General features: G+C 74.9%; 18 protein-coding genes. 7 read left to right on the top strand and 11 right to left on the bottom strand.

Going from position 1 to position 23,413, the window contains the following annotated elements:
• Positions 1–34 precede the first annotated feature (34 nt).
• Both ACZ7D7_RS26720 and ACZ7D7_RS26725 read left to right on the top strand, forming a co-directional pair.
• On the top strand, positions 35–1,594 hold the full coding sequence (locus ACZ7D7_RS26720; protein WP_470827519.1) for a DUF6519 domain-containing protein: 1,560 nt from the start codon (positions 35–37) through the stop codon (positions 1,592–1,594).
• Complete coding sequence (locus ACZ7D7_RS26725) at positions 1,594–2,490, top strand: peptidoglycan-binding protein (protein ID WP_470827520.1); 897 nt, start codon at positions 1,594–1,596, stop codon at positions 2,488–2,490. Before ACZ7D7_RS26720 ends, ACZ7D7_RS26725 begins: the two co-directional genes overlap by 1 nt.
• 54 nt (positions 2,491–2,544) lie before the next feature.
• Here the strand turns inward: ACZ7D7_RS26725 and ACZ7D7_RS26730 are convergent, their stop codons facing one another.
• A complete protein-coding gene (locus ACZ7D7_RS26730) occupies positions 2,545–2,946 on the bottom strand; it encodes a DUF5997 family protein (RefSeq protein ID WP_470827522.1) in 402 nt (133 codons plus the stop codon).
• A gap of 58 nt (positions 2,947–3,004) precedes the next feature.
• On the opposite strand from ACZ7D7_RS26730, the gene ACZ7D7_RS26735 reads away from it, so the two are divergent.
• Positions 3,005–3,853, top strand: a complete 849-nt coding sequence (locus ACZ7D7_RS26735; protein WP_470827523.1) for a LysR family transcriptional regulator substrate-binding protein — start codon at positions 3,005–3,007, stop codon at positions 3,851–3,853.
• 37 nt (positions 3,854–3,890) lie between these two features.
• Here ACZ7D7_RS26735 and ACZ7D7_RS26740 read toward each other — a convergent pair whose 3' ends face one another.
• From ACZ7D7_RS26740 to ACZ7D7_RS26750, 3 genes are all read right to left on the bottom strand, one after another.
• The gene (locus ACZ7D7_RS26740; protein ID WP_470827525.1) at positions 3,891–4,949 is read right to left on the bottom strand and encodes a PucR family transcriptional regulator; all 1,059 of its coding nucleotides are present in this window, start codon (positions 4,947–4,949) and stop codon (positions 3,891–3,893) included.
• Positions 4,950–5,103: 154 nt separating this feature from the next.
• Entirely contained in the window at positions 5,104–7,923 is a 2,820-nt protein-coding gene (locus ACZ7D7_RS26745) for a beta-L-arabinofuranosidase domain-containing protein (RefSeq protein ID WP_470827526.1), read from the bottom strand.
• 214 nt (positions 7,924–8,137) lie between these two features.
• Complete coding sequence (locus ACZ7D7_RS26750) at positions 8,138–11,347, bottom strand: acetyl-CoA carboxylase family protein (RefSeq protein ID WP_470827528.1); 3,210 nt, start codon at positions 11,345–11,347, stop codon at positions 8,138–8,140.
• Here ACZ7D7_RS26750 and ACZ7D7_RS26755 point away from each other — a divergent pair.
• A complete protein-coding gene (locus ACZ7D7_RS26755; RefSeq protein WP_470827529.1) occupies positions 11,346–12,011 on the top strand; it encodes a TetR/AcrR family transcriptional regulator in 666 nt (221 codons plus the stop codon). The two genes, ACZ7D7_RS26750 and ACZ7D7_RS26755, sit on opposite strands and share 2 nt — an antisense overlap.
• A 68-nt stretch (positions 12,012–12,079) precedes the next feature.
• Here ACZ7D7_RS26755 and ACZ7D7_RS26760 read toward each other — a convergent pair whose 3' ends face one another.
• Both ACZ7D7_RS26760 and ACZ7D7_RS26765 read right to left on the bottom strand, forming a co-directional pair.
• Positions 12,080–12,775 (bottom strand): HAD family hydrolase, encoded by a 696-nt coding sequence (locus ACZ7D7_RS26760; protein WP_470827531.1) that lies wholly within the window; start codon positions 12,773–12,775, stop codon positions 12,080–12,082.
• 98 nt (positions 12,776–12,873) lie between these two features.
• Positions 12,874–13,350: an Lrp/AsnC family transcriptional regulator gene (locus ACZ7D7_RS26765; protein ID WP_470827533.1), complete on the bottom strand. Its 477-nt coding sequence runs from the start codon at positions 13,348–13,350 to the stop codon at positions 12,874–12,876.
• 295 nt (positions 13,351–13,645) lie between these two features.
• On the opposite strand from ACZ7D7_RS26765, the gene ACZ7D7_RS26770 reads away from it, so the two are divergent.
• Positions 13,646–15,139 (top strand): FUSC family protein, encoded by a 1,494-nt coding sequence (locus tag ACZ7D7_RS26770; RefSeq protein WP_470827534.1) that lies wholly within the window; start codon positions 13,646–13,648, stop codon positions 15,137–15,139.
• Between the two features lie 168 nt (positions 15,140–15,307).
• Positions 15,308–16,363, top strand: a complete 1,056-nt coding sequence (locus ACZ7D7_RS26775; RefSeq protein ID WP_470827536.1) for a lactonase family protein — start codon at positions 15,308–15,310, stop codon at positions 16,361–16,363.
• 207 nt (positions 16,364–16,570) lie between these two features.
• Here ACZ7D7_RS26775 and ACZ7D7_RS26780 read toward each other — a convergent pair whose 3' ends face one another.
• The 5 genes from ACZ7D7_RS26780 to ACZ7D7_RS26800 all read right to left on the bottom strand — a co-directional run bounded on the left by ACZ7D7_RS26780 (position 16,571) and on the right by ACZ7D7_RS26800 (position 22,487).
• The gene (locus ACZ7D7_RS26780) at positions 16,571–17,494 is read right to left on the bottom strand and encodes a sirohydrochlorin chelatase (protein ID WP_470827538.1); all 924 of its coding nucleotides are present in this window, start codon (positions 17,492–17,494) and stop codon (positions 16,571–16,573) included.
• A gap of 186 nt (positions 17,495–17,680) precedes the next feature.
• Entirely contained in the window at positions 17,681–18,667 is a 987-nt protein-coding gene (locus ACZ7D7_RS26785) for an N-acetylglucosamine kinase (RefSeq protein ID WP_470827629.1), read from the bottom strand.
• 53 nt (positions 18,668–18,720) lie between these two features.
• Positions 18,721–19,398: a uracil-DNA glycosylase gene (locus ACZ7D7_RS26790; RefSeq protein ID WP_470827540.1), complete on the bottom strand. Its 678-nt coding sequence runs from the start codon at positions 19,396–19,398 to the stop codon at positions 18,721–18,723.
• A 166-nt stretch (positions 19,399–19,564) separates the two neighbouring features.
• Positions 19,565–20,650: a WD40/YVTN/BNR-like repeat-containing protein gene (locus ACZ7D7_RS26795; protein ID WP_470827542.1), complete on the bottom strand. Its 1,086-nt coding sequence runs from the start codon at positions 20,648–20,650 to the stop codon at positions 19,565–19,567.
• A 154-nt stretch (positions 20,651–20,804) separates the two neighbouring features.
• Positions 20,805–22,487, bottom strand: a complete 1,683-nt coding sequence (locus tag ACZ7D7_RS26800) for a DNA alkylation response protein (RefSeq protein WP_470827543.1) — start codon at positions 22,485–22,487, stop codon at positions 20,805–20,807.
• Positions 22,488–22,562: 75 nt separating this feature from the next.
• Here ACZ7D7_RS26800 and ACZ7D7_RS26805 point away from each other — a divergent pair, with 75 nt between their 5' ends.
• Positions 22,563–23,387, top strand: a complete 825-nt coding sequence (locus tag ACZ7D7_RS26805) for a PaaX family transcriptional regulator C-terminal domain-containing protein (RefSeq protein ID WP_470827544.1) — start codon at positions 22,563–22,565, stop codon at positions 23,385–23,387.
• The last annotated feature ends 26 nt before the right edge of the window (positions 23,388–23,413 follow it).

The following is a 23,413-nucleotide window of genomic DNA, read 5'->3' on the forward strand; positions in this document are numbered from 1 at the left end:
GCACGCACCTTCCCGAACCAGGGGGACCCCATACATGCACGCTGACCTCTCCCGCTTCACGTTCCGCCCGGAGCGGCACTACTCCGCGGTCGTCGCCCAGCAGGGCCGCGTCCAGCTCGACGCCGACCTCAACGAACAGACCGCGATCCAGCTCCACCAGGCCCGCACCCTCGCCGCCGACCTCATCGGGCCCTACGGCGGCCCGCGCGACGCCGCCGGTTTCCGCATCGAGTACGTCGGCGGCAAGCACGACCTCGACACCCTGCACATCCACGGCGGCCGCTACTACGTCAACGGCATCCTGTGCGACGCCACCCGCCCGGCGCCCGGCGTGCCCGTGCCCGACGGGGACGACGCGGAGGAGGACGGCGCGGAAGCCGCCGGGCCGCCCGCCCACTGGACGTACTGGGACCAGCCCGACGGCTTCCGCGACCCGGAGAAGCCCGGCGACCGGCTGCCCTCGCCCGCCCAGGCGCCGTTCGTCGTCTACCTGAAGGTGTGGGAGCGCTCGGTCACCGCCGCCGAGGACCCGGCGCTGCGCGAGGTCGCGCTCGGCGCGGCGATGCCCGACACCGCGGCCCGCGTCAAGGTCGTCTGGCAGGTACTGCCGCTCTCCCTCGACGAGTTGCGCATCGAGGACGCGGAGCCGTCCAAGGAGGTCGTCCGCGCCGCCTTCGACGACTGGGCGAAGCGGCAGGCGGCGCCCACGGCCCGGCTCGCCGCCCGCAGCGAGCGTCCCGACCACGCCGACGAGGACCCCTGCCTGGTCAAGCCCGATGCCCGCTACCGCGGCCCGGAGAACCAGCTGTACCGGGTGGAGGTCCACGCGGGCGGCGAGGCCGGCGAGGCCACCTTCAAGTGGTCCCGCGAGAACGGCTCGGTGGTCTTCCCGGTCGACGAAGTCGACGGCACCTGGGTGGAGTTGGCGACCCTCGGCCACGACGACAAGCTCGACCTGGACGTCGGCGACCACGTCGAGTTCGTCGACACCGCCTACGCCTCCCGGCTCGAACCCCTGCCGCTGCTGCGGGTCGAGGAACTCGACCTGCCCGGCCGTCGGGTGCGGCTGTCCGGCGAACCCGACGGGGCCGTCGGACGCCTGCCCCACCTGCACCCCTTCCTGCGCCGCTGGGACCAGCACGAGGGCCCGCGCCGCAAGGGCCGCACCGCCGCCCTCCGCGACGGCGCCGTCCGCCTGGAAGAGGGGGAGTGGCTGCACCTGGAGGACGGCGTCGAGGTGTACTTCGCCAAGGGCGGCACCTACCGCACCGGCGACCACTGGATCGTCCCGGCCCGCACCGCCACCGGCGCCGTCGAGTGGCCGTCCGACGCCGCGCGCCGCCCCCTGCTGCGGGCGCCCGCCGGCATCGCCCGCCACTTCGCCCCGCTGGCCCTGGTCAAGGGCGAGGCCGGGGCCGTCGACCTGCGGCGCGCCTTCGGCCCGCTGGCCAGCAGCGTGCCCGCGGCCGACGAGGCGACCCTCGCCGCGGAGGAACAGGCCCGACGTGAGGAACTGGCCGCCGAGTCCGACCCCTCGGCGGGCAGGTCGCAGACCACGGCCGAGGCCGAGGCCGCGGCGGAAGGAGACGAGTGATGGCGAAGCCGCTGAGCGCGTCCAAGATGGTGGAGATCCTGCGCGCCGAGGGCCTCACGGTCCACGAGGTGCGCAACTGGCGCAACCACAACCGCAACACCAAAGGCCCCTGGGGTCCCGTGAACGGCGTGATGATCCACCACACCGTCACCTCGGGCACCGAGGCGTCCGTGGACATCTGCTACAACGGCTACTCCGGCCTGCCGGGCCCCCTGTGCCACGGCGTCATAGACAAGAAGGGCCACATCCACCTCGTCGGCAACGGCCGCGCCAACCACGCCGGACTCGGCGACGGCGACGTCCTGCGCGCCGTGATCAACGAGACGCGGCTGCCGTCGGACAACGAGGCCGACACCGACGGCAACCGGCACTTCTACGGCTTCGAGTGCGTCAACCTCGGCGACGGCAAGGACCCCTGGCCCGAGGCGCAGAAGGAGGCCATCGAGAAGGCCGCCGCCGCGATATGCCGCCACCACGGCTGGAGCGAGCGGTCCGTCATCGGCCACAAGGAGTGGCAGCCGGGCAAGACGGACCCGCGCGGCTTCACCATGGACGGCATGCGCAAACGCATCGCCGACCGGCTGAAGGGCGGCGGGGGAGGCGGCGGTAAGGACCCCGACCCGAAGCCCGCGCCGAAGCCGTCGTACGAGCCGTTCCCCGGTTCGGCGTTCTTCCACGTCGGGCAGAACTCCTCGATCATCACCGCGATGGGCCGCCGCCTGGTCGCCGAGGGCTGCAGCCGCTACGAGGAGGGCCCGGGCCCCGAGTGGACCGAGGCCGACCGCCGCTCGTACGCGGCCTGGCAGCACAAGCTCGGCTTCACCGGCAAGGACGCCGACGGCATCCCCGGCAGGACCAGCTGGGACCGGCTGAAGGTGCCCGCCCGGCGCAAGTGAACACAGTCGTGCCCCTCCCCGGTGCGGCACCGGGGAGGGGCACGGCGAGAGGTGTCAGCCGCGCGGGGCGTCGTCCTGCCCGGACTGCTCCTGCTTCTCCTTCAGGCGCGCCGCCTCCTTGCGGACCTCGGCCTGCGTGGCGCGCTCCCGCTCCAGCCACTCGGGCCGCTCCTCCTTCAGCGCCTCGATCTGCTCGGTGGTCAGCGGCTCGGTGACGCCGCCGCGCGCGAGCCCGGAGATCGACACGCCCAGCTTCGCCGCCACCACCGGGCGCGGGTGCGGGCCGGTGCGCCGCAGCTCCCGCAGCCACTCGGGCGGATCGGTCTGCAGGGCGTTCAGCTCGGCGCGCGAGACGACACCCTCACGGAACTCGGCGGGGGTGGCCTCGAGGTACACACCCAGCTTCTTCGCCGCTGTCGCGGGCTTCATCGTCTGGGTGCTCTGGTGCGACTTCATGCCGACCAGGGTATCGAGCGCGTGACCGGTTCCCGACCACGCCCGGTAGCCTGGCCCGGTGACAGGCTCGGCAGAAACCCCCTCGTTCCGGCTCGTGTACGTACCCGGTGTGACGCCCGACAAGTGGCGGCGCGTCTGGAACGAACGGCACCGCGACACCCCGCTGACCCTGCTCCAGGCGCCCGCCGCCGAGGCCCGGGACCTGCTGGTGGGCGGCGGTGCGGACGCGGGCCTGGTCCGGCTGCCGGTCGACCGTACGGTCCTCAGCGCGATCCCGCTCTACACGGAGCAGACGGTCGTCGTCGTGCCCAAGGACCACCTCGTGACGGCGGCCGACGAGGTCACCTTCGAGGACCTGGCCGACGACATCGTGCTGCACCCCCTGGACGACGTCCTCGACTGGGAGGACGGGGAGCGCGGCCTGCCCGGCCGGCCCGCGCTGCAGCGGCCCGCGACCACCGCGGACGCCGTCGAACTGGTCGCGGCCGGCATCGGCGTGCTCGTCGTCCCCCTGTCGCTGGCGCGGCTGCACCACCGCAAGGACCTCACGTACCGGCCGCTGGCCGACGCCCCGGAGTCGCGGGTCGCGCTGTCCTGGCCGGAGGCGGCGACCACCGACGAGGTGGAGGACTTCATCGGCATCGTCCGGGGCCGCACCGTCAACAGCACGCGGGGCCGGGCCCGGCCCGGGCCGGACGCCCGGCAGAAGCCGGCCGAACGGAAGCCGGGCGCCGGTGGCCGCGCGGGCGCGCGCGGGACGGGCGCCGGCAAGGGCGGCAGCGGCAAGGCGGGAGCCAAGGGCAGCGGTGCCCGCAGGACGTCGGGCACCGCCAAGGGCGCCCCGAAAGCCACTCCCAAGGGCGCCCCGAAGGGCGGCCGGCGGGGCAAGCCGCGCGGCCGCTCGTAACCGCGCCGGGCTCTTCGGACCGGGTGGGCGCCGTGCCTCAGAGTTCGTTCGCCGGCCAGGCCAGCAGGCGGGCGCCGATCACGGCCGTCTGGAGCGTGTAGCGGTGCACCGGGTCGGACGGGTCGGCGCCCGTCAGACCGCGGATGCGTTCCAGGCGGTAGGTGAGCGCCCGCACGCTCAGGCTGAGACGGCGGGCGGCCTCGGCGGCGGTGCAGCCCGACTCGAAGTACACCTCCAGCGTCCGCAGCAGCGGCTCGGCGCCGCCCCGGGCCTCCCGCAGCGGCCCCAGCGCGCTCAGTACGAGGTCGGCCATGGCCTGCCGGTCCCGGGTGAGCACCGGGTAGACCAGCAGGTCGGCGGCGCGCAGCACCGGCTCCTGGAGCTCCAGGCGCTCCGCCAGGTCGAGGGTGCTCAGCGCCTCCTCGTAGGAGTGCACCACGCCGCCCGCGCCGGGCTGCGGGCGTCCGATGGCGACCCGGCTGAAGTCCGTCGCCGCGTGGGCCTGTTCGGCGAAGAACCTCAGGACGTCGTCCTGGTCGCCGGGCGCGATGCAGATCAGCAGCCCGTTCTTGGTGGTGAGCAGGATGCGCCGGTCACCGAACCGGGCGTTGAGCTCGGCCTCCACCCGGCGGGTGACCGGAGCGGTGTCGTCGTAGGCCTCCGGGCCCCGGGCCACCGCGACCGAGTGCGCCCCGGACAGCACAAGCCCGAACCGCTCGGCGCGTTCCGCGAGCCGCCCGAGGTCGCTGCGGCCGTACAGCAGGTCGTCGATGAACTCCCGGCGCGCGGCCTCCTCCTGGCGCACGGCGAGCCGCTGCGCCCGCTCGTAGCCCTCGGCGAACGCGTCGACGGCCTGGGTGACGGCGGCCAGGACGTGGTCCGCCGAACCGGCGCCGCCGGGCCACGACTCCCGGGTGGCCTCCAGGTGCTGCCGGACGAGGGTGCGCAGGCTCAGCCCCTCGTCGGCCGCGCGCTCACCGAGGGAGCGGCGCGCCTGGAGTTCGTCGCGGGTGAGCCGCCGTCCGGTCGTCGCCACCTCGGCGAGGATCTCGGCGTAGCCCTCCAGATGCCCCGATGCCCGCGCTGGCCCGCCCACGTGCCCCCCTTGTCGTGCCGGTGACGCCGGACGACTGTTGTCGGTGTCCGGCAACGGGAGGCTAGTCAACGCTGCCGGAACGCGGCAACGCGGGGGCGTCGGTGCCGGGCGACGCCGGGGGGCGAGGCGCGCACGCGGCCCCGAGCACGCCGGCTCAGGGCGCGTACGTGGCCCGCTGCGCCGTGCTCACCACCTTCGCGCCGTCGGCGTCCCCGAGCAGCCCGGCGGACGCCCACGCCGCCACGGTGGAGCGCACGCGCGCGACCAGCGCGCCCTTGCCGTCGAAGGGGGCCCCGGCCCAGATCTCGTCCAGGAGCGTGGTGCCGTCGGCCCTCGCCGGGTTGGCGACCCCGGAGTCGGTGCCGCCGAACACCACGCGCGGTTCGGACCGCCGGACGTACGCGTGCGTCGGGTCCTCGGTGCCCTCGAAGAACGGTGCCCATGCGACGCCGTCCAGGGTGAAGCGCAGCGGCCTGCCCGGCACGGGGGTGAGGCTCGGCAGCAGGTCCCCGGAGAGGCCCGCGTTGCGGTACAGGCCGACCTTCAGGTGCGCGGTGGAGGGATCGCGGGCGACGAGGTTGACCGGCCCGAGGAAGAGGCTTTGCAGGGTCGGGTCGTCGAGTGCCTTCTCCACGCGCAGACGGAACGGGACGGACACCCGCACGGTGTCGCCGGCGCGCCAGGTCCGGGACACGCCGAAGTAGCCGCCGGACACCGGATTCCCCGGCACCGCACGGCCGTTGACCGTGACGCGGAAGCCCCGGCCGGCCCACGCCGGCACCCGCAGCCGCAGCTCGAAGGAGGCGCTGCCGCCCCCGACGGTGAGTGTGCTGCCCTGCTCCACCGGGTAGTCGGTGGTCTGCGTGACGGTGATCCCCTTGTCGGCCCACGTGAGCGTGGTGGGGCTGTAGAGGTTGACGTACAGGGCGCTGCCGTCGGCCTTCGCGAAGTACACCGAGTCCTGGTACTTGGTGGCGCTCTCCATGCCGGTGCCCTCGCAGCAGGTCGTGCCCTGCTTGGGCGTGTAGTCCCGGACATGGCCGGGCGTCAGCCCGATGAAGTACGTGACGAGGGGCTTCTCCGCGTCGGGCCGGTCCTGCTTGGAGCCGAGCACCTGGTTGTAGAGGGCCCGCTCGTAGTACTCCATGTACTTCGGGTCCTGCTCGTGGAAGAACAGCGTCCGGCTCAGCTTCAGCATGTTGTACGCGCAGCAGGTCTCGGCGGTCGTCGCCCCGATGGTGCCCGCGATGACGCCGGAGGCCTTCCAGAACTCCCCGGTGCTGGTGCCGCCGATGCCGTACGTCCGGCCCGGCACGACCATGTCCCAGAAGTTCTTCGCGGCCGTGAGGTAGCGCTCCTCGCCCGTCTCGTCGTACAGCCGCACGTACCCGGTGAAGATCGGGATGTGCTGGTTGGCGTGCAGGCCGTCGAGGACGTCGCGGTTCGCGGCGCACGCGTCGATGAGCCGGTCGAGGTCGAACAGGCGGGCCGACGCGAGGTGTTCGGGCTTCCCGGTCAGCGTGTGCAGGTCGCAGAGCGCCTCGACGATGCCGCCGAACTCGCCGCTGGAGAAGATGCCCCACATGCGCTGCAGGGTGGCGGCGGGCAGCTTCGACAGCCGGGAGTGCATCCAGTCGGCCATGCCGGACGCGAGGTCCAGCGCCCGCTCGTCGCCGGTGGCGAGGTGGGCGTCGAGCAGCCCGCGCAGGATCTTGTGCGCGGTGTAGTACGGCGCCCACACCTTCGTGTAGTCGCTGCCGGTCATCGACTCCAGGTCGATGAACTGCGTCTCCGGGTACGCCGCGAGGAACCCGGGGTGGCTCGGCCCGCCCCAGGTACGGCGCAGGACGGCGGTCAGGTCCCGGCCGGAGGCGTCCGCGAAAGTGCCGCCCGACGTCTCGTCGAAGGCGTACGAGGCCAGGTCGCCGCGGCCCGCCGGGGTGTCGGCGGCGCGGGCCTGCCGCAACGCGGCGATCTCGGCGGCGGTCAGGGCGCGCGACCAGACGTCGAACGCGTCGAAGGCGCCCGCGAACACCGGGTCGGCGGGGAAGTGGGAGCGGCCGAGCCAGTGGTGCGCGAGGGTGCCGAGCGCCGCCGGGGTCAGTGTCATCGCCGTGTTGCGGGCGACGGCGGCGCCGTTGACGTAGAGCGTGCCGGTGCCGTCCGCGAGGGTCACGGCCAGGTGGCTCCACGCGTCGAGCGGCAGCGGGGCCGTGCCGTCGAGGCCCTGTTCGCCGCCCGGCCCCGAGGTGGTGAGGGCGAAGCGGGGCACGCCGTCGCCGTTGCGCGCGGCCAGGTACAGGTAGCGGGTCGTGTCGTCGCCGAAGTCGAGGACGCGGGCCCAGTTCCCGGCGTGCGCGGGCCGCACCCACGCGGACAGCGTGAGCGCGGGCGCTCCGCCGAGGACTTGGCCGGGCAGGTCGACGTACTGGTAGGAGCCGCGGACGGTCTCCACGGCGGTGCCGAACCGGCCGCTTGTGCTCAGCACGGCGGGGTCGCGCCGCAGGGCCTCGCGCACCTCGGTCAGCGCCGTGACGACGGTGTCGGTCTTGTCGGCGAACACCCGCTCACCGGTGCCCCGGTGGGCCTGCGCGAGCATGGTGAGGAAGTGGCCGGTGTAGTGCCCGCGCAGGTTGCCGTTGGCCTCGCCGTCCAGCCCTTCCCAGCCGCCCGGAGCGACCGCGTCCCCGGTCGGCAGGCCCGCGTTGGCGCGGAACACCTGGACCAGCCGGTTCACGTCGTAGCCGCGGGCGTGCTCCAGCATCAGCTCGCGTTTGGCGGCGAACACGCCCGGGCGCAGCGTGACGTCCTCCAACGCGAACGGGCGCACGGTCCAGGCGGCCGGGAGGTCCGGCGCCGGGCCGGCGGCGGGTGCGGCCAGGCTCCGTCCGGCGCCCGCGAGGGACGCCGCGGACGCGGTCGCCGCCAGGGTCGCGGCCTGGAGAAGGGTTCGTCGGGAGAGGGGCGGTGCCATGGGTGCTCCTCCACGGGTCCACGGAACGGGACGGTGCCGGCCGGCGTGCCGTCATGTCGACATGCCTCGTGCTCGACATGCCTCGTGCTCGACGTGCAGTGCGTTCGAAATGGCGAACACCGTACGAGTAATCGACCAGACGATAGGGATGGGGCGCAGGGGCGTCAACGGGCCGGGAGGGACCGGTTCCGGCCGTTCGGCGCGGGCGCGCCGGCTACCAGGTGTCGACGAACCGCCGCTGCCCGGCCGGGACATCGGGGCAGCCGTCCAGCGCGGCCAGGATCCACTCCCGCGAGTCCGCCGGGTCGATCACCGCGTCGATCTCCAGCGCCGCCGCCGCGTTCACCGCCTTGCCGTGCTCGTACAGCTCGGCGACGCGCGCCTCGAACGCCCGCTCCCGTTCGGCCGGATCCTCGATCGCCGCGAGCTCCTTGCGGTACGCGAGCCGCACGGCGCCCTCCAGGCCCATGCCGCCGAACTCGCCGCTCGGCCACGCCGCCGTGGCCAGCGGGGCGCGCGTGGAGCCGCCCATCATCGCCATCGCCCCCAGCCCGTACGCCTTGCGCAGCACCAGACTCACCAGCGGCACCCGCAGGTTCGCGCCGGTCACGAACAGGCGCGCGAAGTGCCGTACGGTGGCCGTCCGTTCGGCGTCCGGCCCGACCATGAAGCCCGGCGTGTCGCACAGGGACACCACCGGAAGGCCGAACGCGTCGCACAACTGCAGGAACCGCGCCGTCTTGTCGGCCGCGTCCCGGTCGATCGCCCCGCCCAGATGCCCGGGGTTGCCGGCGATCAGACCCATCGGGCGCCCCGCGATCCGCACGAGGTACGTCAGCACGCCGACCCCGAACCCCGACCGCAGCTCCAGCACCGACTCGGTGTCGGCCAGCCCCGTGACCACGCGGCGGACGTCGTAGGCCCGCCGCCGGTTCTCCGGAACGGCGTGCCGCAGCAGCCGCTGGTCGGGCGCCTCCCAACTCGCCCGCGCGCCACGGAAGTAGGACAGGTACCGCCGGGCCACCCAGACGGCCTCCGCCTCGTCGGCGACCGCGATGTCCACGACGCCGTTCGGCACCTGGACCGACAGCGGGCCGACCTCCTCGGGCCGGAACACGCCGAGCCCGCCGCCCTCGATCATCGCGGGCCCGCCCATCCCGATCGTGGCCTCGGGGGTGGCGATCACGACGTCGCAGCAGCCGAGCAGCGCCGCGTTGCCCGCGAAGCACCGCCCCGACGCGATGCCGACCAGCGGCACCCGCCCGCTCAGCCGGCCCATCGTGTGGAACGTCGACACGTGCAGACCCGCCACCGACGTGGTGTCCGTGTCGCCGGGCCGGCCGCCGCCGCCCTCCGCGAACAGCACGACCGGCAGCCGGCGCCGACCGGCCAGCTCCAGCATCCGGTCCGTCTTCCGGTGGTTCTGCACCCCTTGCGTGCCCGCGAGGACCGTGTAGTCGTACGACATCACCACGCACGCCGAGCCGTCGACGCGGCCGGTGCCGGTGACCATGCCGTCCGCGGGCGTGGACCGGATCAGCTCGTCCAGCGGACGGCGCCGTCGCTGCGCGGCGACCGCCAGCGCCCCGAACTCCGTGAACGACCCCGCGTCGCACAGGTCGTCGATGTTCTCGCGGGCGGTGCGGCGACCGGCCGCGCGACGCTTCGCGACGGCCTCCGGGCGGTGCTCGTCCAGCCCGACGGCGTGCCGATGCCGGACCTCGGCCAGATCGGGGCGCACCGCGTCGGGATCGCGCCGCTCCTCGGCCGTCTCGTCCGTCCCGTCCTCCGCCATGTCCGTCAACGCGACCAACGGGGCGCCCTCGCGGACCGTTTCGCCCACGCGCGCGTGCACCACGTCCACGACTCCGGAGCCGGGCGCCCGCACCACGTGCTCCATCTTCATGGCCTCGACCACCAGCACCTGCTGCCCGCCGCGCACCACGTCGCCGGGTGCCACGTCGACGGCGACGACGGTCCCGGTCATCGGCGCGACGATCACTCCGTCGTCGGCCTCGTCCCCGTTGCCTGCGTGCCCGTCCTCGGTCGCCGGGGCCTCTTCCGCGACGGTCCGCGCCGCCTCCTCCACGACACCCGGAAGCGCCCAGAACTCCGGCCGCGCCAGCACCTCCCGCACCAGCGCGATCCCCGTCCGCACCCCCTCCACGGCGAACTCGCCCAGCGCCCGGCGGGCCCGCGCACAGGCGGCGCCCACGTCGCCGTGCGGGACGTGCGCGATCACCTTCGCGAGCAGCGGGTCGTAGCGCACCCCGACCTCCACGCCCGCCCGCACCGCCGTGTCCACCCGGATGCCCGGACCGGTCGGCACATCGAACCGCGTGATCCGGCCCGCCGACGGACGCACCCCGCCGTCCGCGCCCATGGCCTCGGCGTTCACGCGCGCCTGCACCGCGAACCCGCGAGGCGGTTCCGGCGTGCCCCCGAGCCCGAGCCCGGCCAGCGTCTCGCCCGCCGCCAGCCGCAGTTGCACGGCGACGAGGTCGACGCCGGTGACCTCCTCCGTGACCGTGTGCTCCACCTGGAGCCGGGGGTTGGCCTCGATGAAGTGGAACTCCTCGCCCCTGACCAGGAACTCGAAGGTGACCAGGCTCGTGCACCGCGCGGCCCGCGCCAACCGCAGCGCGCTGCCGAGGAGTTCCGCCCGCAGGGCGTCCGGCAGTCCCGGCGCCGGGGCGATCTCGATCAGCTTCTGGTGCCGCCGCTGCGCGCTGCAGTCCCGGTCCCACAGGTGCGTCACCGCCCCGGTCGCGTCCCCGACGACCTGCACCTCCACGTGCCGGGCGCCCTCCAGCAGCCGCTCCACGTACAACTCGCCCCGCCCGAAACCCGTCCCGGCCTCCGAACGGCACCGCTCCCAGGCCTCCGCGAACTCCTCCGCCCGCCGCACCACCCGCATGCCGCGCCCGCCGCCCCCACCGACCGCCTTGATCATCACGGGCCCGTCGGCGAGCAACTCCCGCGCCCGGTCCGGTCCCACGCCGCCGGGCGTCCCCGCGAGCACGGGAACCCCCGACGCGGCGGCCAGTTCACGCGCCCGCGCCTTGTCCCCGAAGACCGCGAGCACCTCGGGGGAGGGGCCGACGAAGCCGACCCCGGCCGCGGCGCAGCTCCGCGCGAACTCCGCGTCCTCGCTGAGGAATCCGTACCCCGGGTGCAGCAGACCACAGCCGGTGCGCTCCGCGGCGGCGAGCAGGGCCTCCGCGTCCAGGTAGTCACCGACCCGCACCACGTCGTCGGCCGCGCGTACGTGCGCGTCGTCGTCGCCGGCGCACACCGCGACCGTGCGCAGCCCGGCCTCCGACGCCGAGCGCAGCACCCGTACGGCGATCTCCCCGCGATTGGCGACCAGCACGGCGGCAGAACCCATGGAGCCCTCCAGGACGTCGACGCTCGGCCCGGTCATGCTGATTGACATTGACGTCAACGTCAATACGCTGGCCCGCGTGGCCCCCTCACCGAATCCCTGGTCCGTCCGCACCGCCCGCGACCGCAGCGAGGCGCCCGCCCGCGCCCGGCTCCTGGACGCCGCCGAGACGGTCTTCGCCCGCCTCGGCCACGGCGCGACGACGGTCGCCGGCATCACCGCCGAGGCCGAGGTGTCCCGGGCCGCCTTCTACGTGTACTTCGCGTCCAAGGAGGAGATCTTCCGCGTCCTCGCGGTCCGCGTCCGCGACGCGTTCCTCGCCGCGCAGGACGTGCCGGGCGTCGACACGGACGACGTCCGCGCCGTCGCCGAGGCATCGGTCGGCGCGTTCATCGCCGCCTACGCACGCCACCTCCCGCTGCTGGGGCAGCTCGAACAGCAGGCGCGCACCGACGCCGAGCTGGGCGAGCTGTGGCGCGAGATCCGCGAGCGTCCGGTGGCCCGGCACGCCCGCTACATCCGCCGCCTCACCGCCGAGGGCCGCGCCCGCCCGCCCGTCAGTCCCCTCGCCGTCGCCCGCGCGGTCGGCGCCCTCTGCGTCGAGGCGGCCCGCCAGACCGCCGCCCGGCCGGACACCCACAAGCTCCGCGTCCGTGACGCGACGGCGCTGTACCTGCGGTTGCTGGGGGCGGAAGAGGCGTAGGCACGGGCCGCCCGGGGGGCGAGTGGGGAGCGGCGGCGAGCGGGGCGCGGAGAGCCGGCCGTCGGCGGTCAGGCAGTCGGTGCCGACCGGGCGAGCCACTCGAGGGCGGCCCGGGCCGTGAACGCGCGGTGCCCGTCGCGCAGGAGCAGTCCGGCGGTGGCGAATTCCGGGGCGTCCGCCTGGGCGGCGACATAGGGCAGCGCGATGCACCGCATGCCGGCCGCGTGCGCGGCGGCGACTCCGGGAGCGGCGTCCTCCAGGACCACGCAGTCGGCCGGGTCGGCGCCCAGCCGCCGGGCCGCCGCCAGGAACACGTCGGGGGCCGGTTTGCCGCGCGGCACCTCGTCGGCCGACACCACCGTCCGCAGGTGCGCGTCCAGACCCGTCCCGGCGAGGACCGCCCCGATCGCCTCGGGGGAGGAGCCCGAGGCCACCGCCATCGGCACGCCCCGCGCCGCGAGCAGTTCGACGAACGCGCGCATCTCCGGGTAGACGCGGGTGCCCGCCCGGGCCAGCGCGAGATAGCGGCGGTTCTTCTCGGCGAGCAGCTCCTCGACCGTGGCCCGCAGCCCGTACCGCTCCTTCCAGAGCGTCACGGTGTCCTGCGTGCTGATCCCGACGTACCGCTCGTGGTCCGCCCAGGTGAAGTCCGGGACGCCGTGCCCGGCGAGGACCTGACGGCCCGCCTCGTAGTAGTTCGGTTCGCTGTCCACGAGCGTGCCGTCGAGATCGAAGACGACCGCGGTCGCGCCGAGTGTGCTCATGGCGTCCAGGATCGCAAAGGCCGGTCCGGGCGCGGAGCCGCCCCGGCCGGTCCGGCAGCCGCCGCGCGGGGGACCGCTTCCGCGCCGCCCCGGCTCCCTCACGTCCGGGTCGCGCGCCCGATCGACTCCACGAGCGGCAGCAGCCGGTGCGGGACGCGCTCGCGCAGCGCGACCTCCGTACGGGTGCGGACCACGCCCGGCATGCTGATCAGCTTCTGGATCACGTCCTCCAGGTGGGCGTTGTCCCGCGCCACGACCCGCGTGAGCAGATCCCCGCCGCCGGTGATCGAGAAGGCCTCGACGATCTCCGGGACCTCGGCGAGCGCGTCGCCCACGTCGTCCAGATGCCCCTGGGTGACCTCGATGTGCACGAACGCCAGCACCGGATGGCCGAGCGCGGCGGGGGAGAGGGCCGGCGCCGTGCCCGTGATGACGCCCTCCCGCTCCAGCCGGTCCAGGCGGGCCTGGAGCGTGCCGCGCGCCACGCCGAGGATGCGCGCGTACTCCCGCACGCTCGTCCGCGGCTGCTCCAGCAGGAGCCGCAGGATGCGGGTGTCGAGCTCGTCGACGGCCATGGGCGACCGCCCTCCTCCTCCACCGATGATCATCAACGACTGTACCAATGGCCCACCCTCCCGCATCCTTGCCGAGCCGCCGAACCGTGAACCGTTGGTCCCCGCATGGCCGCCGGAACGTCATGACGGCTGAGCCAATGGCCCAGTCGGGGAGGGTCGAGTTGAGCCGGTGGGGGAAAGGATGCTGCAATATGCGCGTCGATGGCGCTGCGGATCCCGCGGCGCCTTTTTCGTGCGGGTATTCATGGCCCGTACACCGGTCTTGGGTGAACCTGTCCGAAGGGGGCGGTAGTCAGTGCTGAAGAGGGTGTTCGTCGCTCCGGACCCCGGGCGGACCCGACTGCGGTTCGCGGCCCGGGCCGTCCTCGGCATCGGGCTCGCCGTCGTGGTCTGCGGCCTCGCCGGACACTCCCTCGCGGGCGCCGTCACCGGCGGCCTCGCCGCGCTGCTCGCCCTGTTCACCGTCACCGACGCCACCGTCCGCGGGCAGGCGGTCACCACCGCCCTGCTGCCGGCCGTCGGCCTGCCCGTCCTCGCCGCCGCCGCGGAACTCCACGACCAGCCCGTCGCCCGGGACCTGACCTTTCTCGCGGTCGTCGGCGCGGGCGTCTACGCGCGCCGCTGGGGGCCGCGCGGACACAGCCTCGGCGTGTTCGCGTTCATGACCTTCTTCGTGGCGCAGTTCCTGCACGCCACCCCCGACCGGCTCCCCGAGCTGTGCGCCTCCGTCGTCCTGTCCGTGCTGTCCGCCGCCGCGGTCCGCTTCGGCCTGTGGTGCTACGAGCGCCGCCTGCCCCCGGCCCTCGCGCCCGCCCCGCCCGGCGGCACCGGCCTCGCCCGCGTGACGACCCGCCAGGCCGTCCAGGCGACCGCCGGCGCCGGCTTCGCCCTCGTCGTCGGCCAACTGGTGTCCGGACAGCGCTGGTACTGGGCGGTCGGAGCCACCTGGTGGATCTTCGTCAACACCACCTCGCGCGGCGAGACCCTGGTACGCGGCTTCCGGCGCGTCCTCGGCACGGTCATCGGCATCGGCCTCGGCGTCCTCGTCGCGCTCCCGGTGGACGGCGCTCCGGTGCCCACGGCCGCGCTCACCGCCGTGTGCGTGTTCGGGATCTTCTACACGGCCGCCGTCTCCTACACCTGGATGATGCTCTGGGTGACCCTGCTCGCCGAGCTGCTCTACGGCCTCCTCGGCGTCCTCGAACCCGCGCTGCTCGCCCTGCGGCTCGTGGAGACCGGCGTGGGGGCGCTCGGCGCGGCGCTCGCCGTGCTGTTCGTGCTGCCCGTCACCACGCACGCCGTCACGGACGCCTGGATCCAGCGGGCGCTGCGCTGCGTCCACGCCTGCACCGCCGAGACCGCCGCACGTCTCTCGGGCGACGCGCACGCCGACCCCGCGCCGCGCGTGGCGGAGCTGGAGCACCTGCTCGGCCGGGTGCGCCTGTCGGTCGCGCCGCTGGTCCACCCGCTCAACCCGATGCGCGGCCGCAAGGCGCGGGCCCGCCGGGTCCTCGACCTCCTCGACGACTGCGCGCGCGAGGTCCGCGGCCTGGTCGCCGTCGCCGCCGACCCGGAGGCCTCCCACGACGCCCGGCTGGCCGCGGCCTGCTGGCGGGTCGAGGCGGCGGTCGAGGCGCTGACCGGCGGCGGCGCCGAGACCCTCGCCCCCGCCGGACCGGCGCCCGCCGCGGAACCGGCCCTGGCCCACCTGCACGGCCTGGAGCGCGCCCTGGCGGAACTGGCGACCCCGCTGCGCGCCCCGTCGGGATCACCGCTGGTCGGCGCCTGAGGCCTCGGCAGTGCCACGGGGCAGTGCCACAGGGGCCACCGGGCGGTGCCACCGGGCGGTGCCCGAGACCGGAGCGGGCGCCCGCGACGAGATCACTCGTTTGGTCTAGACCTTCTGTGATCGGCTGCTACCGTCACCCCGGACGGCACAGGGCGAGAGGGGACAGCGGTGGCAGACGGCGGTCGGCGGCAGCGGGCGTTCATCGGGTCGTTCACGGCGGCCGGCGGCCCCGGCATCGTGACGGCGGCGGTGGCCGCCGACGGCGCGCTCACGGTGGTCAACAGCCTCAACGGCGTGCCCGACCCCGCCTACCTCGCCCTCGCGCCGGACGGGCGCACCCTGTACGCGGTCAGCGAGACCACCGACGGCAAGGTCGCCGCGTACGACGTCACCGGTGACGCGCCCGAACCGGCCGGGCCGCCCGTCCGCGTCGGCGGCGACGGACCCACGCACCTCAGCGTGTTCGCCGGGCACGTCCTCACCGCCAACTACGGCTCGGGCAGCGTGACCGCCGTGCCCGTCCGCCCCGACGGCACCCTCGCGGACACCCCGCGCGCGGTGCTCCGGCACACCGGCTCGGGACCGTACGCCCCGCGCCAGCAGGGCCCGCACGCCCACCAGGTGCAGCCCGACCCCAGCGGCCGCTGGGCGGTGAGCGTCGACCTCGGCACCGACTCGGTCCGCGTGTGCGCCGTGACCGCGACCGGCCTCGACCTGCACCGCGAGATCGCCCTGCGCCCCGGCTCCGGCCCGAGGCACCTGGCCTTCCATCCGGACGGCGCGCACGCCTACGTGGTCAACGAACTCACGCCGACGGTCGCCGTCTGCCGCTGGGACGCCGCCGAGGGCTCCCTGAAACCGCTGGCCGAGGTCCCGCTGCTCCCCGGCGCTCCCGCCGATGACGCCTACCCGTCGGGCGTCGTCGCCTCGCCCGACGGCCGTTTCGTGTGGGCGGCGACCCGGGGCGAGGACGTCCTGTCCGTGCTCGCCGTCGAGGGCGACGGACTGCGGCTGGTGGCGACAGTGCCCTGCGGCGGTCACTGGCCCCGGGCGATCACCGAGTCGAACGGCGTCCTGTACGCGGCGAACGAGCGCTCCGGCGACGTCACCTGGTTCGCCCTCGACCCGGCGACCGGTGTGCCCCGCCGCGCCGGCTCGGTGCGCATCCCGGCGGCATCCTGCGTCGTCCTCGACCGCCCGGTCCCGGCCCAGCGGCGGGGTTGAGTGCGGAAGTGCTGAGCGAGGCTGGGTTGAGTGGGGCGGGGCTGAGTGCGGCGCCGCCGGGGCGCTGCCCCGCGGTGCTCGCTGCTCCGGCCTGCGGAATCGAGGCCGCTCCGGGCAGGAAGAAGGGCCCGCTCCTGCGCCGGGAGCGGGCCCTTGTCGTACGAGGTGTCAAAAGAGGCGGCCGCCGTGCGGGCGGGCCGCGCCGCGTCAGCGGGCGGGCGTACCCTGCGCCTGCTGCGGCGTGATGCCCAGCGCGGTCGTGTACTTGGCCAGCGCCAGCTTGCCGATCGCCGGGTACGGGCCGAGCGGCTCGGCGGCGGGGCAGGCCGCCTCCTTGGCCGCCTCCTCGATCAGGGCCGGCTCGATCTCCGGACCGATGAGGTAGGGCGCGAGCGCCAGCTGCTGGGAACCCGAGGACCGCAGCTGCTCGGCGACGGACGCGATCGAGCCCTCCTGGTCCAGAGCCGCCGCCATCACCGGCACGGCCAGGCGCGCGGCGAGCAGCATGCCGGTGATACCGGCCGCCTGTACGGCTTCCTCGCCGCCCACAGAGGCGAGGATGATGCCGTCGGCGGCGGTGGCCACGGTGAACAGGCGGGCACGGTCCGCGCGCGCCAGACCGGCCTCGGACAGCCGGACGTGCAGCGCCTCCGCGAGCAGCGGGTGCGGGCCGAGCACATCGGTGAGGTCCGCCGCGACGCGGCTCTCCATCACGGCCTGGCGGAGCCGTCGCAGCAGCGCGTTGTCCGGGCCGGCGAGCAGCGGTACGACGACGGCGACCGGGCCGTCGGGCTCCTTGGCGTCCACACCGGCGGCGAGAGCCTGCTCGTAGCGCGCGGTGCGCTCCTCGGCGGCGTGCGTGAGCACGATCTGCAGCGAGGGGAACTCGTTGTCGTCCCCGTCGAGGTACCCGATCCGCGCATCCAGGCCGGGCAGCTCGGAGCGCGCGATGCTCACGACCTCCTCGGCGAGGCTGCGTGTGGCGGGGCCGGGCGTGCCCGGAACCGCGAGGACGAGCGCGGGCGCGCCCTCGGGAGCCGCCAGGGGCTCGGGACGGCGGTGCCGCCCGGGCTGGCGGGGCCGGGGCATTCGTACTGGCAGGCCGGACGCGGGCCCAGTGGGGGAGCTCATGGCGCCGCATGTTACTTGCTTCCTGGGCTTCCCTGTTCGGAGAGGGTGCAGGTGAGCGGTATCCGTCCGGTTTTGTCTGATGAGTAACGTACGAATCGCAAACGATCGGCGGTGATCAGGCGGTTTCCGCCGTTTGAGGACGGAGTCCGCGGGGCAGGCGCCCCCGGATTCAGCAGCTGTTTTCGGTCACTGATTTTCGGTCACGACGTGGAGCATCGTGCCGTCCGCCGGGAGGGCGAGCGAACCCGTCGCGAGGTCGGTCGCGATGCGGACCGAGCCGTGCAGCGGATCGCCCTCGGCCGGGACCCGCACCGCGTGCGGCAGCCGCTTCGCCAGTTCCTCCGCCAACGGGTCCAGGATCGGGGCGCCCATGTTGAGGAGGCCGCCGGTGAGCGCGAGGCGGGGGGTGCCCGTGGGCGGGCAGACGGCGGACGCCGAGTCGGCCATGTGCCGGGCCGCCGCGCGCAGGATGTCCGCCGCGACGGGATCGGCGCCGGCGCAGGCGGCCACGTCGGGGGCGAAGGAGGCGAGCACGGCGGCCCGGTCGGCGCGTGGATACAGCTTGCCGGGCAGTCCGGGCAGCGGCCCGAAGCGCTCCTCGGCGCGGGCCCGAAGGAGCGCCGAGCCGTCCTCGCGGCCGTCGTGGGCGCGCAGCGCGGCCTCCAGACCGGCCCGCCCGATCCAGGCGCCGCCGCCGCAGTCGCCGAGCAGATGCCCCCAGCCGTCCGCGCGCCGCCACGCGGTCAGGTCGGTGCCGACGGCGATCAGACCCGTACCGGCGGCGACCACCGCGCCCGGCCGGGGACCGAGCGCCCCGACGTACGCGGTGACCGCGTCGGCGGCGAGAGCGAGCGCCCGCACCCCGAGCTCCCGCGCGAGCGCGCCCGGCAGCTCGGCGCGCAGCGCGTCCCCGAGCGTGGCCAGCCCCGCGGCGCCGACGACGGCCGTGTCCAGCCGCGCGACCCCGGCCTCGTCGGCCAACGCCCGCGCGACGGGCACCAGTTGCCCCAGCAGGTGGCCCGGATCGATCCCCCGCGAGCCGGTCCGCACCGGCTCGCGCGACTCCCGCCGCGCCACCGGCCCCCGCTCGGGAACCCCGACGACGACGCGCAGCCCCGACCCCCCGGAGTCCACGGCGAGAAACCCGCGCGGACCTTCCGCGGCGGACGGCACCGCCTCGCCCCGCGCCCCGGCGTCCCCCGGCTTCGCCCCGTCATCCCCACGTCTCACGGCAGGCGCCAGTCCACCGGGGCCGCGCCCTGCTGGGCCAGGAGCTCGTTGGCACGGCTGAACGGGCGGGAGCCGAAGAAGCCGCGGTCGGCGGACATGGGGGACGGGTGCGCCGACTCCACCGAGGGCAGGCTGCCCAGCAGCGGCCGCAGATTGCGGGCGTCGCGGCCCCACAGGATGGACACCAGCGGCTTGCCGCGCGCGGCGAGCGCGCGGATGGCCTGCTCGGTGACCTCCTCCCAGCCCTTGCCGCGGTGCGCGCCGGGGCTGCGCGGCGCCGTGGTGAGCGCCCTGTTGAGCAGCAGCACACCCTGCCGCGTCCACGGCGTCAGATCGCCGTTGGACGGCTGGGGGAGTCCGAGGTCGGTGTGCAGCTCCCGGAAGATGTTGATGAGACTGCCGGGCAGCGGCCGCACCTCGGGCGCGACCGAGAACGACAGCCCCACGGCGTGTCCCGGGGTCGGATAGGGGTCCTGTCCGACGATCAGGACACGGACGTCGTCGAAGGGCTGCTGGAAGGCCCGCAACACGTTCGGCCCGGCCGGGAGGTAGGTGCGCCCGGCCGCGATCTCACCCCGCAGGAAGTCACCCATGGCGGCGATGCGCCCGGCGACGGGTTCGAGGGCCTTCGCCCAGCCTTCTTCGACGATCTCGTTCAAGGGTCGTGGTGCCACGGGCGTCACCCTACTGCCGTACAGCCGGCGGCGATCAACCCGTGGCCGGCGGCCGGGCGCGGACGACCGGGCCGCCGACTCCCTTGCACAGGCCCCCCGTTGCCCACGATCGCGAACCGCCCGTCGCCCACGACCGCGCGCCCCCCGCCCCCGAGGGCGGTCGCCCTCATCCGACCACCGCGGCCCGCACGCACAGCACGTCCGGCAGGTGCGAGGCGAGCTGCTGCCAGCTGTCGCCGTCGTCGGCGGAGGCGAACACCTCGCCGTTGCGATTGCCGAAGTACACGCCCGCCGTGTCCGCGTCGTCCGTGCACATCGCGTCGCGCAGCACCGTGCCGTAGTGGTCCCCCTGCGGCAGGCCCGCCGTCAGGGGCTCCCACGACTCGCCCGCGTCGGCCGTGCGGAACACCCGGCAGCGGCGGTCGGCCGGCACCCGGTCCGAGTCGGCGTTGATCGGGAAGACGTACGCCGTGTCGCCGCGGTGCGGATGGGCGACCGCGGCGAAGCCGAACGTGGACGGCAGGCCCTCGCCGATGTCGGTCCACTGCCCGCCCGCGTCGTCGCTGCGGTACACGCCCCAGTGGTTCTGCAGATACAGCCGGTCCGGGTTCGCCGCGTCCCGCGCGACCTTGTGCACGCACTGCCCGAACTCCGGGTTCGGGTCCGGCAGGAACACCGCGGAGACACCCGAGTTGGACGGCGACCAGCTCGCGCCGCCGTCCGTCGTGCGGAACACGCCCGCCGTCGACACGGCCACCGTCACGGCCCGCGGGTCGCGCGCGTCGGTGAGGACGGTGTGCAGGCCCTCGCCGCCGCCGCCCGGCACCCACTTCGAGCGCGTGGGGTGCTCCCACAGCGGGCGGACCAGTTCGAAGGTCTCGCCGCGGTCCTCGGAGCGGTACAGCGCGGCCGGTTCCGTGCCCGCGTACACCACGTCCGGTTCCGCCGCGGCCGGGTGCAGCTGCCACACCCGCTCCAGCGAAGCGCCCGTGTCCTTGGGGAACTTGACCGCGGGCCGGGACGGTTCCGTCCACGTCCGGCCCAGGTCGTCCGAGTGGAACACCGACGGCCCCCAGTGCGCGCTGTCACCGCCGGCCAGCAGCCGCGGCACGTCGCCGCGGGTGTCGACGGCGACCGAGTAGACCGCCTGTGCGTTGAAGTAGGGATTCTCGTCGAACTCCCAGGCGCCGCCTCGCCGGCGCCCGATGAACAGGCCTTTGCGCGTGCCCACGGCAAGCAGGACCTCGGTCATGCCACACACCTCCGCGACGTCGCCCTCGACGTCCTCGACCAGACACGGGCCAGTCTGCACCCCACCACTGACAGTCACCTCCGCAGCGGGCCGCGCCGCAGGTCAGGGAGGGTGTCGGGAGGAAGTGAGGGCGTGAGCGGAGCGGGCCCGCCGGTCAGCCGGCGCCGGGCAGCGCGCGGCCCAGCACGGCCGTCAGGTCGGCCCCGTCCGGCAGCGTGCCGAACGCGTGCCCCCAGTCCCCGCCCAGCCGGGTCGCGCAGAACGCGTCGGCGACAGCCGGCGGCGCGTGCCGGACCAGCAGCGAGGCCTGCAGCGTGAGCGCCATCAGCTCCACCAGCCGCCGGGCGCCGGCCTGCGACGCCCCGGGCAGTCGGTCCTTGAGCCGGGTCACGGCCGCATCGAGCCGGGCGTCCGCGCCCCGGGCCAGGGCGAGTTCGGCGAACAGCGCCTCCGCGGCCGCGGGCTCCCGGCCCAGCGCCCGCAGCACGTCGAGCGCGTTGACGTTCCCCGACCCCTCCCAGATCGACAGCAGCGGTGCCTCCCGGTAGTGGCGCGGCATGCCCGACTCCTCCACGTAGCCGTTGCCGCCCAGGCACTCCAGGGCCTCCGCGGTGAAGGCCGGGCCCCGCTTGGTGACCCAGTACTTGCCGACGGCCGTCGCGATCCGCCGGAACGCCGCCTCGCCCTCGTCCCCGCGCACGGCACGGTCGGCCGCACCCGCGAGCCGCAGCGTGAGCGTCGTCGCGGCCTCCGACTCCAGCGCCAGGTCGGCGAGCACGTTGCGCATCAGCGGCTGGTCGATCAGCCGCGCGCCGAACGCGCTGCGGTGCCGCACATGGTGCCCGGCCTCCACGAGCGTCTTGCGCATCAGCGTCGCCGACGACATCACGCAGTCCAGGCGCGTGCAGTTGACCATCTCGATGATCGTCTTCACGCCCCGCCCCTCCGGCCCGACCAGCCAGGCCACGGTCCCGTCGAACTCGGGCTCCGAGGAGGCGTTGGACCGGTTGCCGAGCTTGTCCTTCAGTCGCTGGATGCGGAACGGGTTGCGGCTGCCGTCGGGCAGGACGCGCGGCACCAGGAAGCACGACAGCCCGCCGGGCGCCTGCGCCAGCACCAAAAACACGTCGCACATCGGCGCCGACGTGAACCACTTGTGCCCGCGCAGCGTGTAGAGCCCGGGCTCGGCGGTCGGCGTGGCCGTCGTCGTGTTCGTCCGGACGTCCGAGCCGCCCTGCTTCTCGGTCATCCCCATGCCCGCCAGCAGGCCGCGCTTCTGCGTCGGCACGCGCAGGCCGGGGTCGTACTCCCGGCCGGTCAGCAGCGGTTCGTAGATCTTCGCCAGCTCCGGCTGGGCGCGCAGCGCGGGAACGGCGGCGTACGTCATCGACGTCGGGCAGCCGTGTCCGGCCTCCGTGTGCCCCCATACCAGCCCGCCGGCGGTCCGCGCGACGTGCGCGCCGGGACGCTCGTCCGCCCAGGGCACGCCCGCCAGGCCCTCGGCGACGGCCGTGCGCATCAGGTGGTGCCAGCTCGGGTGGAAGTCGACCTCGTCGACGCGGTTGCCGTACCGGTCATGGGTCCGCAGCTCCGGCTCGTGCCGGTTCGCCTGCTCGCCCCACTCCTGCGCCTCCGTGCCGCCGGCCAGCCGCCCGAGCCGCCTGACGTCCCCCTCGGCCCAGCCCGCGCCCTCCCGCCGCAGCCCTTCCAGCAGGGCCGCGTCGTCGGACGCGTCGTAGGGGGCCGCGGGCGGCGGCTGATTGGTCACGGCGTGCGTGGCCGGAGCGTCGTACTCCCCGTACTCGGGGCCGGGGAACTGCGCGGGAGTCGAGACCATGCGGCGAGTGTTGCACCATCTCTACGAGTGCAGCAATAGTGCAACAGCAAAAGCGGGGTCGTACAGTACGGGACCATGCCCAGGAACGTGCCGGACCGGCCCGACGAGCCCGAACTGCGCCCGCTGTCCGCGCGGTCGGTCGTGCTCAGCCTGCTCCTGGGCACGCACCCCGCCGAACTGCCCTCCCGCGAACTGACGCGCGCGGTCGAGCGCTTCGACGTCGGCGGCTCCACCCTGCGCGCCGCGCTCAGCCGGATGGTGGCGGCGGGCGACCTGCGGCGCACCGACACCGGCTACCGCCTGAGCGACCGCCTCCTGGCACGCCAGCGCCGCCAGGACGAGGCCGTACGGCCCCGCACGCGCGCGTGGGACGGCGACTGGGAGATGCTCGTGATCACCGCGACGGGCCGGGGTCCCGCCGAACGCGCCGACCTGCGCACCCGGCTGACCGCGCTGCGCCTCGCCGAACTCCGCGAGGGCGTCTGGCTGCGACCCGCCAACCTGAGCCGCCCCCTGCCCGGCGACCTCCGCGAGGTGGCCGAGTCCTGCACGGCCCGCCCCGGCCGGCCCGCGCGCGAGGTGGCGGCGGAGCTGTGGCCGCTCGACGCCTGGGCGGACACCGCCCGCGCGCTGCTCCGCCGCGTCGCCCGCGAGGACCGTCCGGCCGCCCGGCTCGCCGCCTTCGCGGCCGTCGTGCGCCACCTGCTCGCCGACCCGGTCCTGCCGCCCGCGCTCCTGCCCGCCGACTGGCCGGGCCCGGCGCTGCGCGCGGCGTACGCCGACTACCAGCGGGAGATGACGCTCGCCGTGGTCGCGCGGGAGAGCGGCGGGCGGGAGTCCGGTGCGCGTGACGACGGTGTGCGTGAGGGCAACGCGCGTGAGGGCAATGCGCGGGCATGACGCCGCGGCCGTACGAAGCGCCGCGC

Source organism: Streptomyces sp. NPDC037054 (assembly GCF_055606745.1).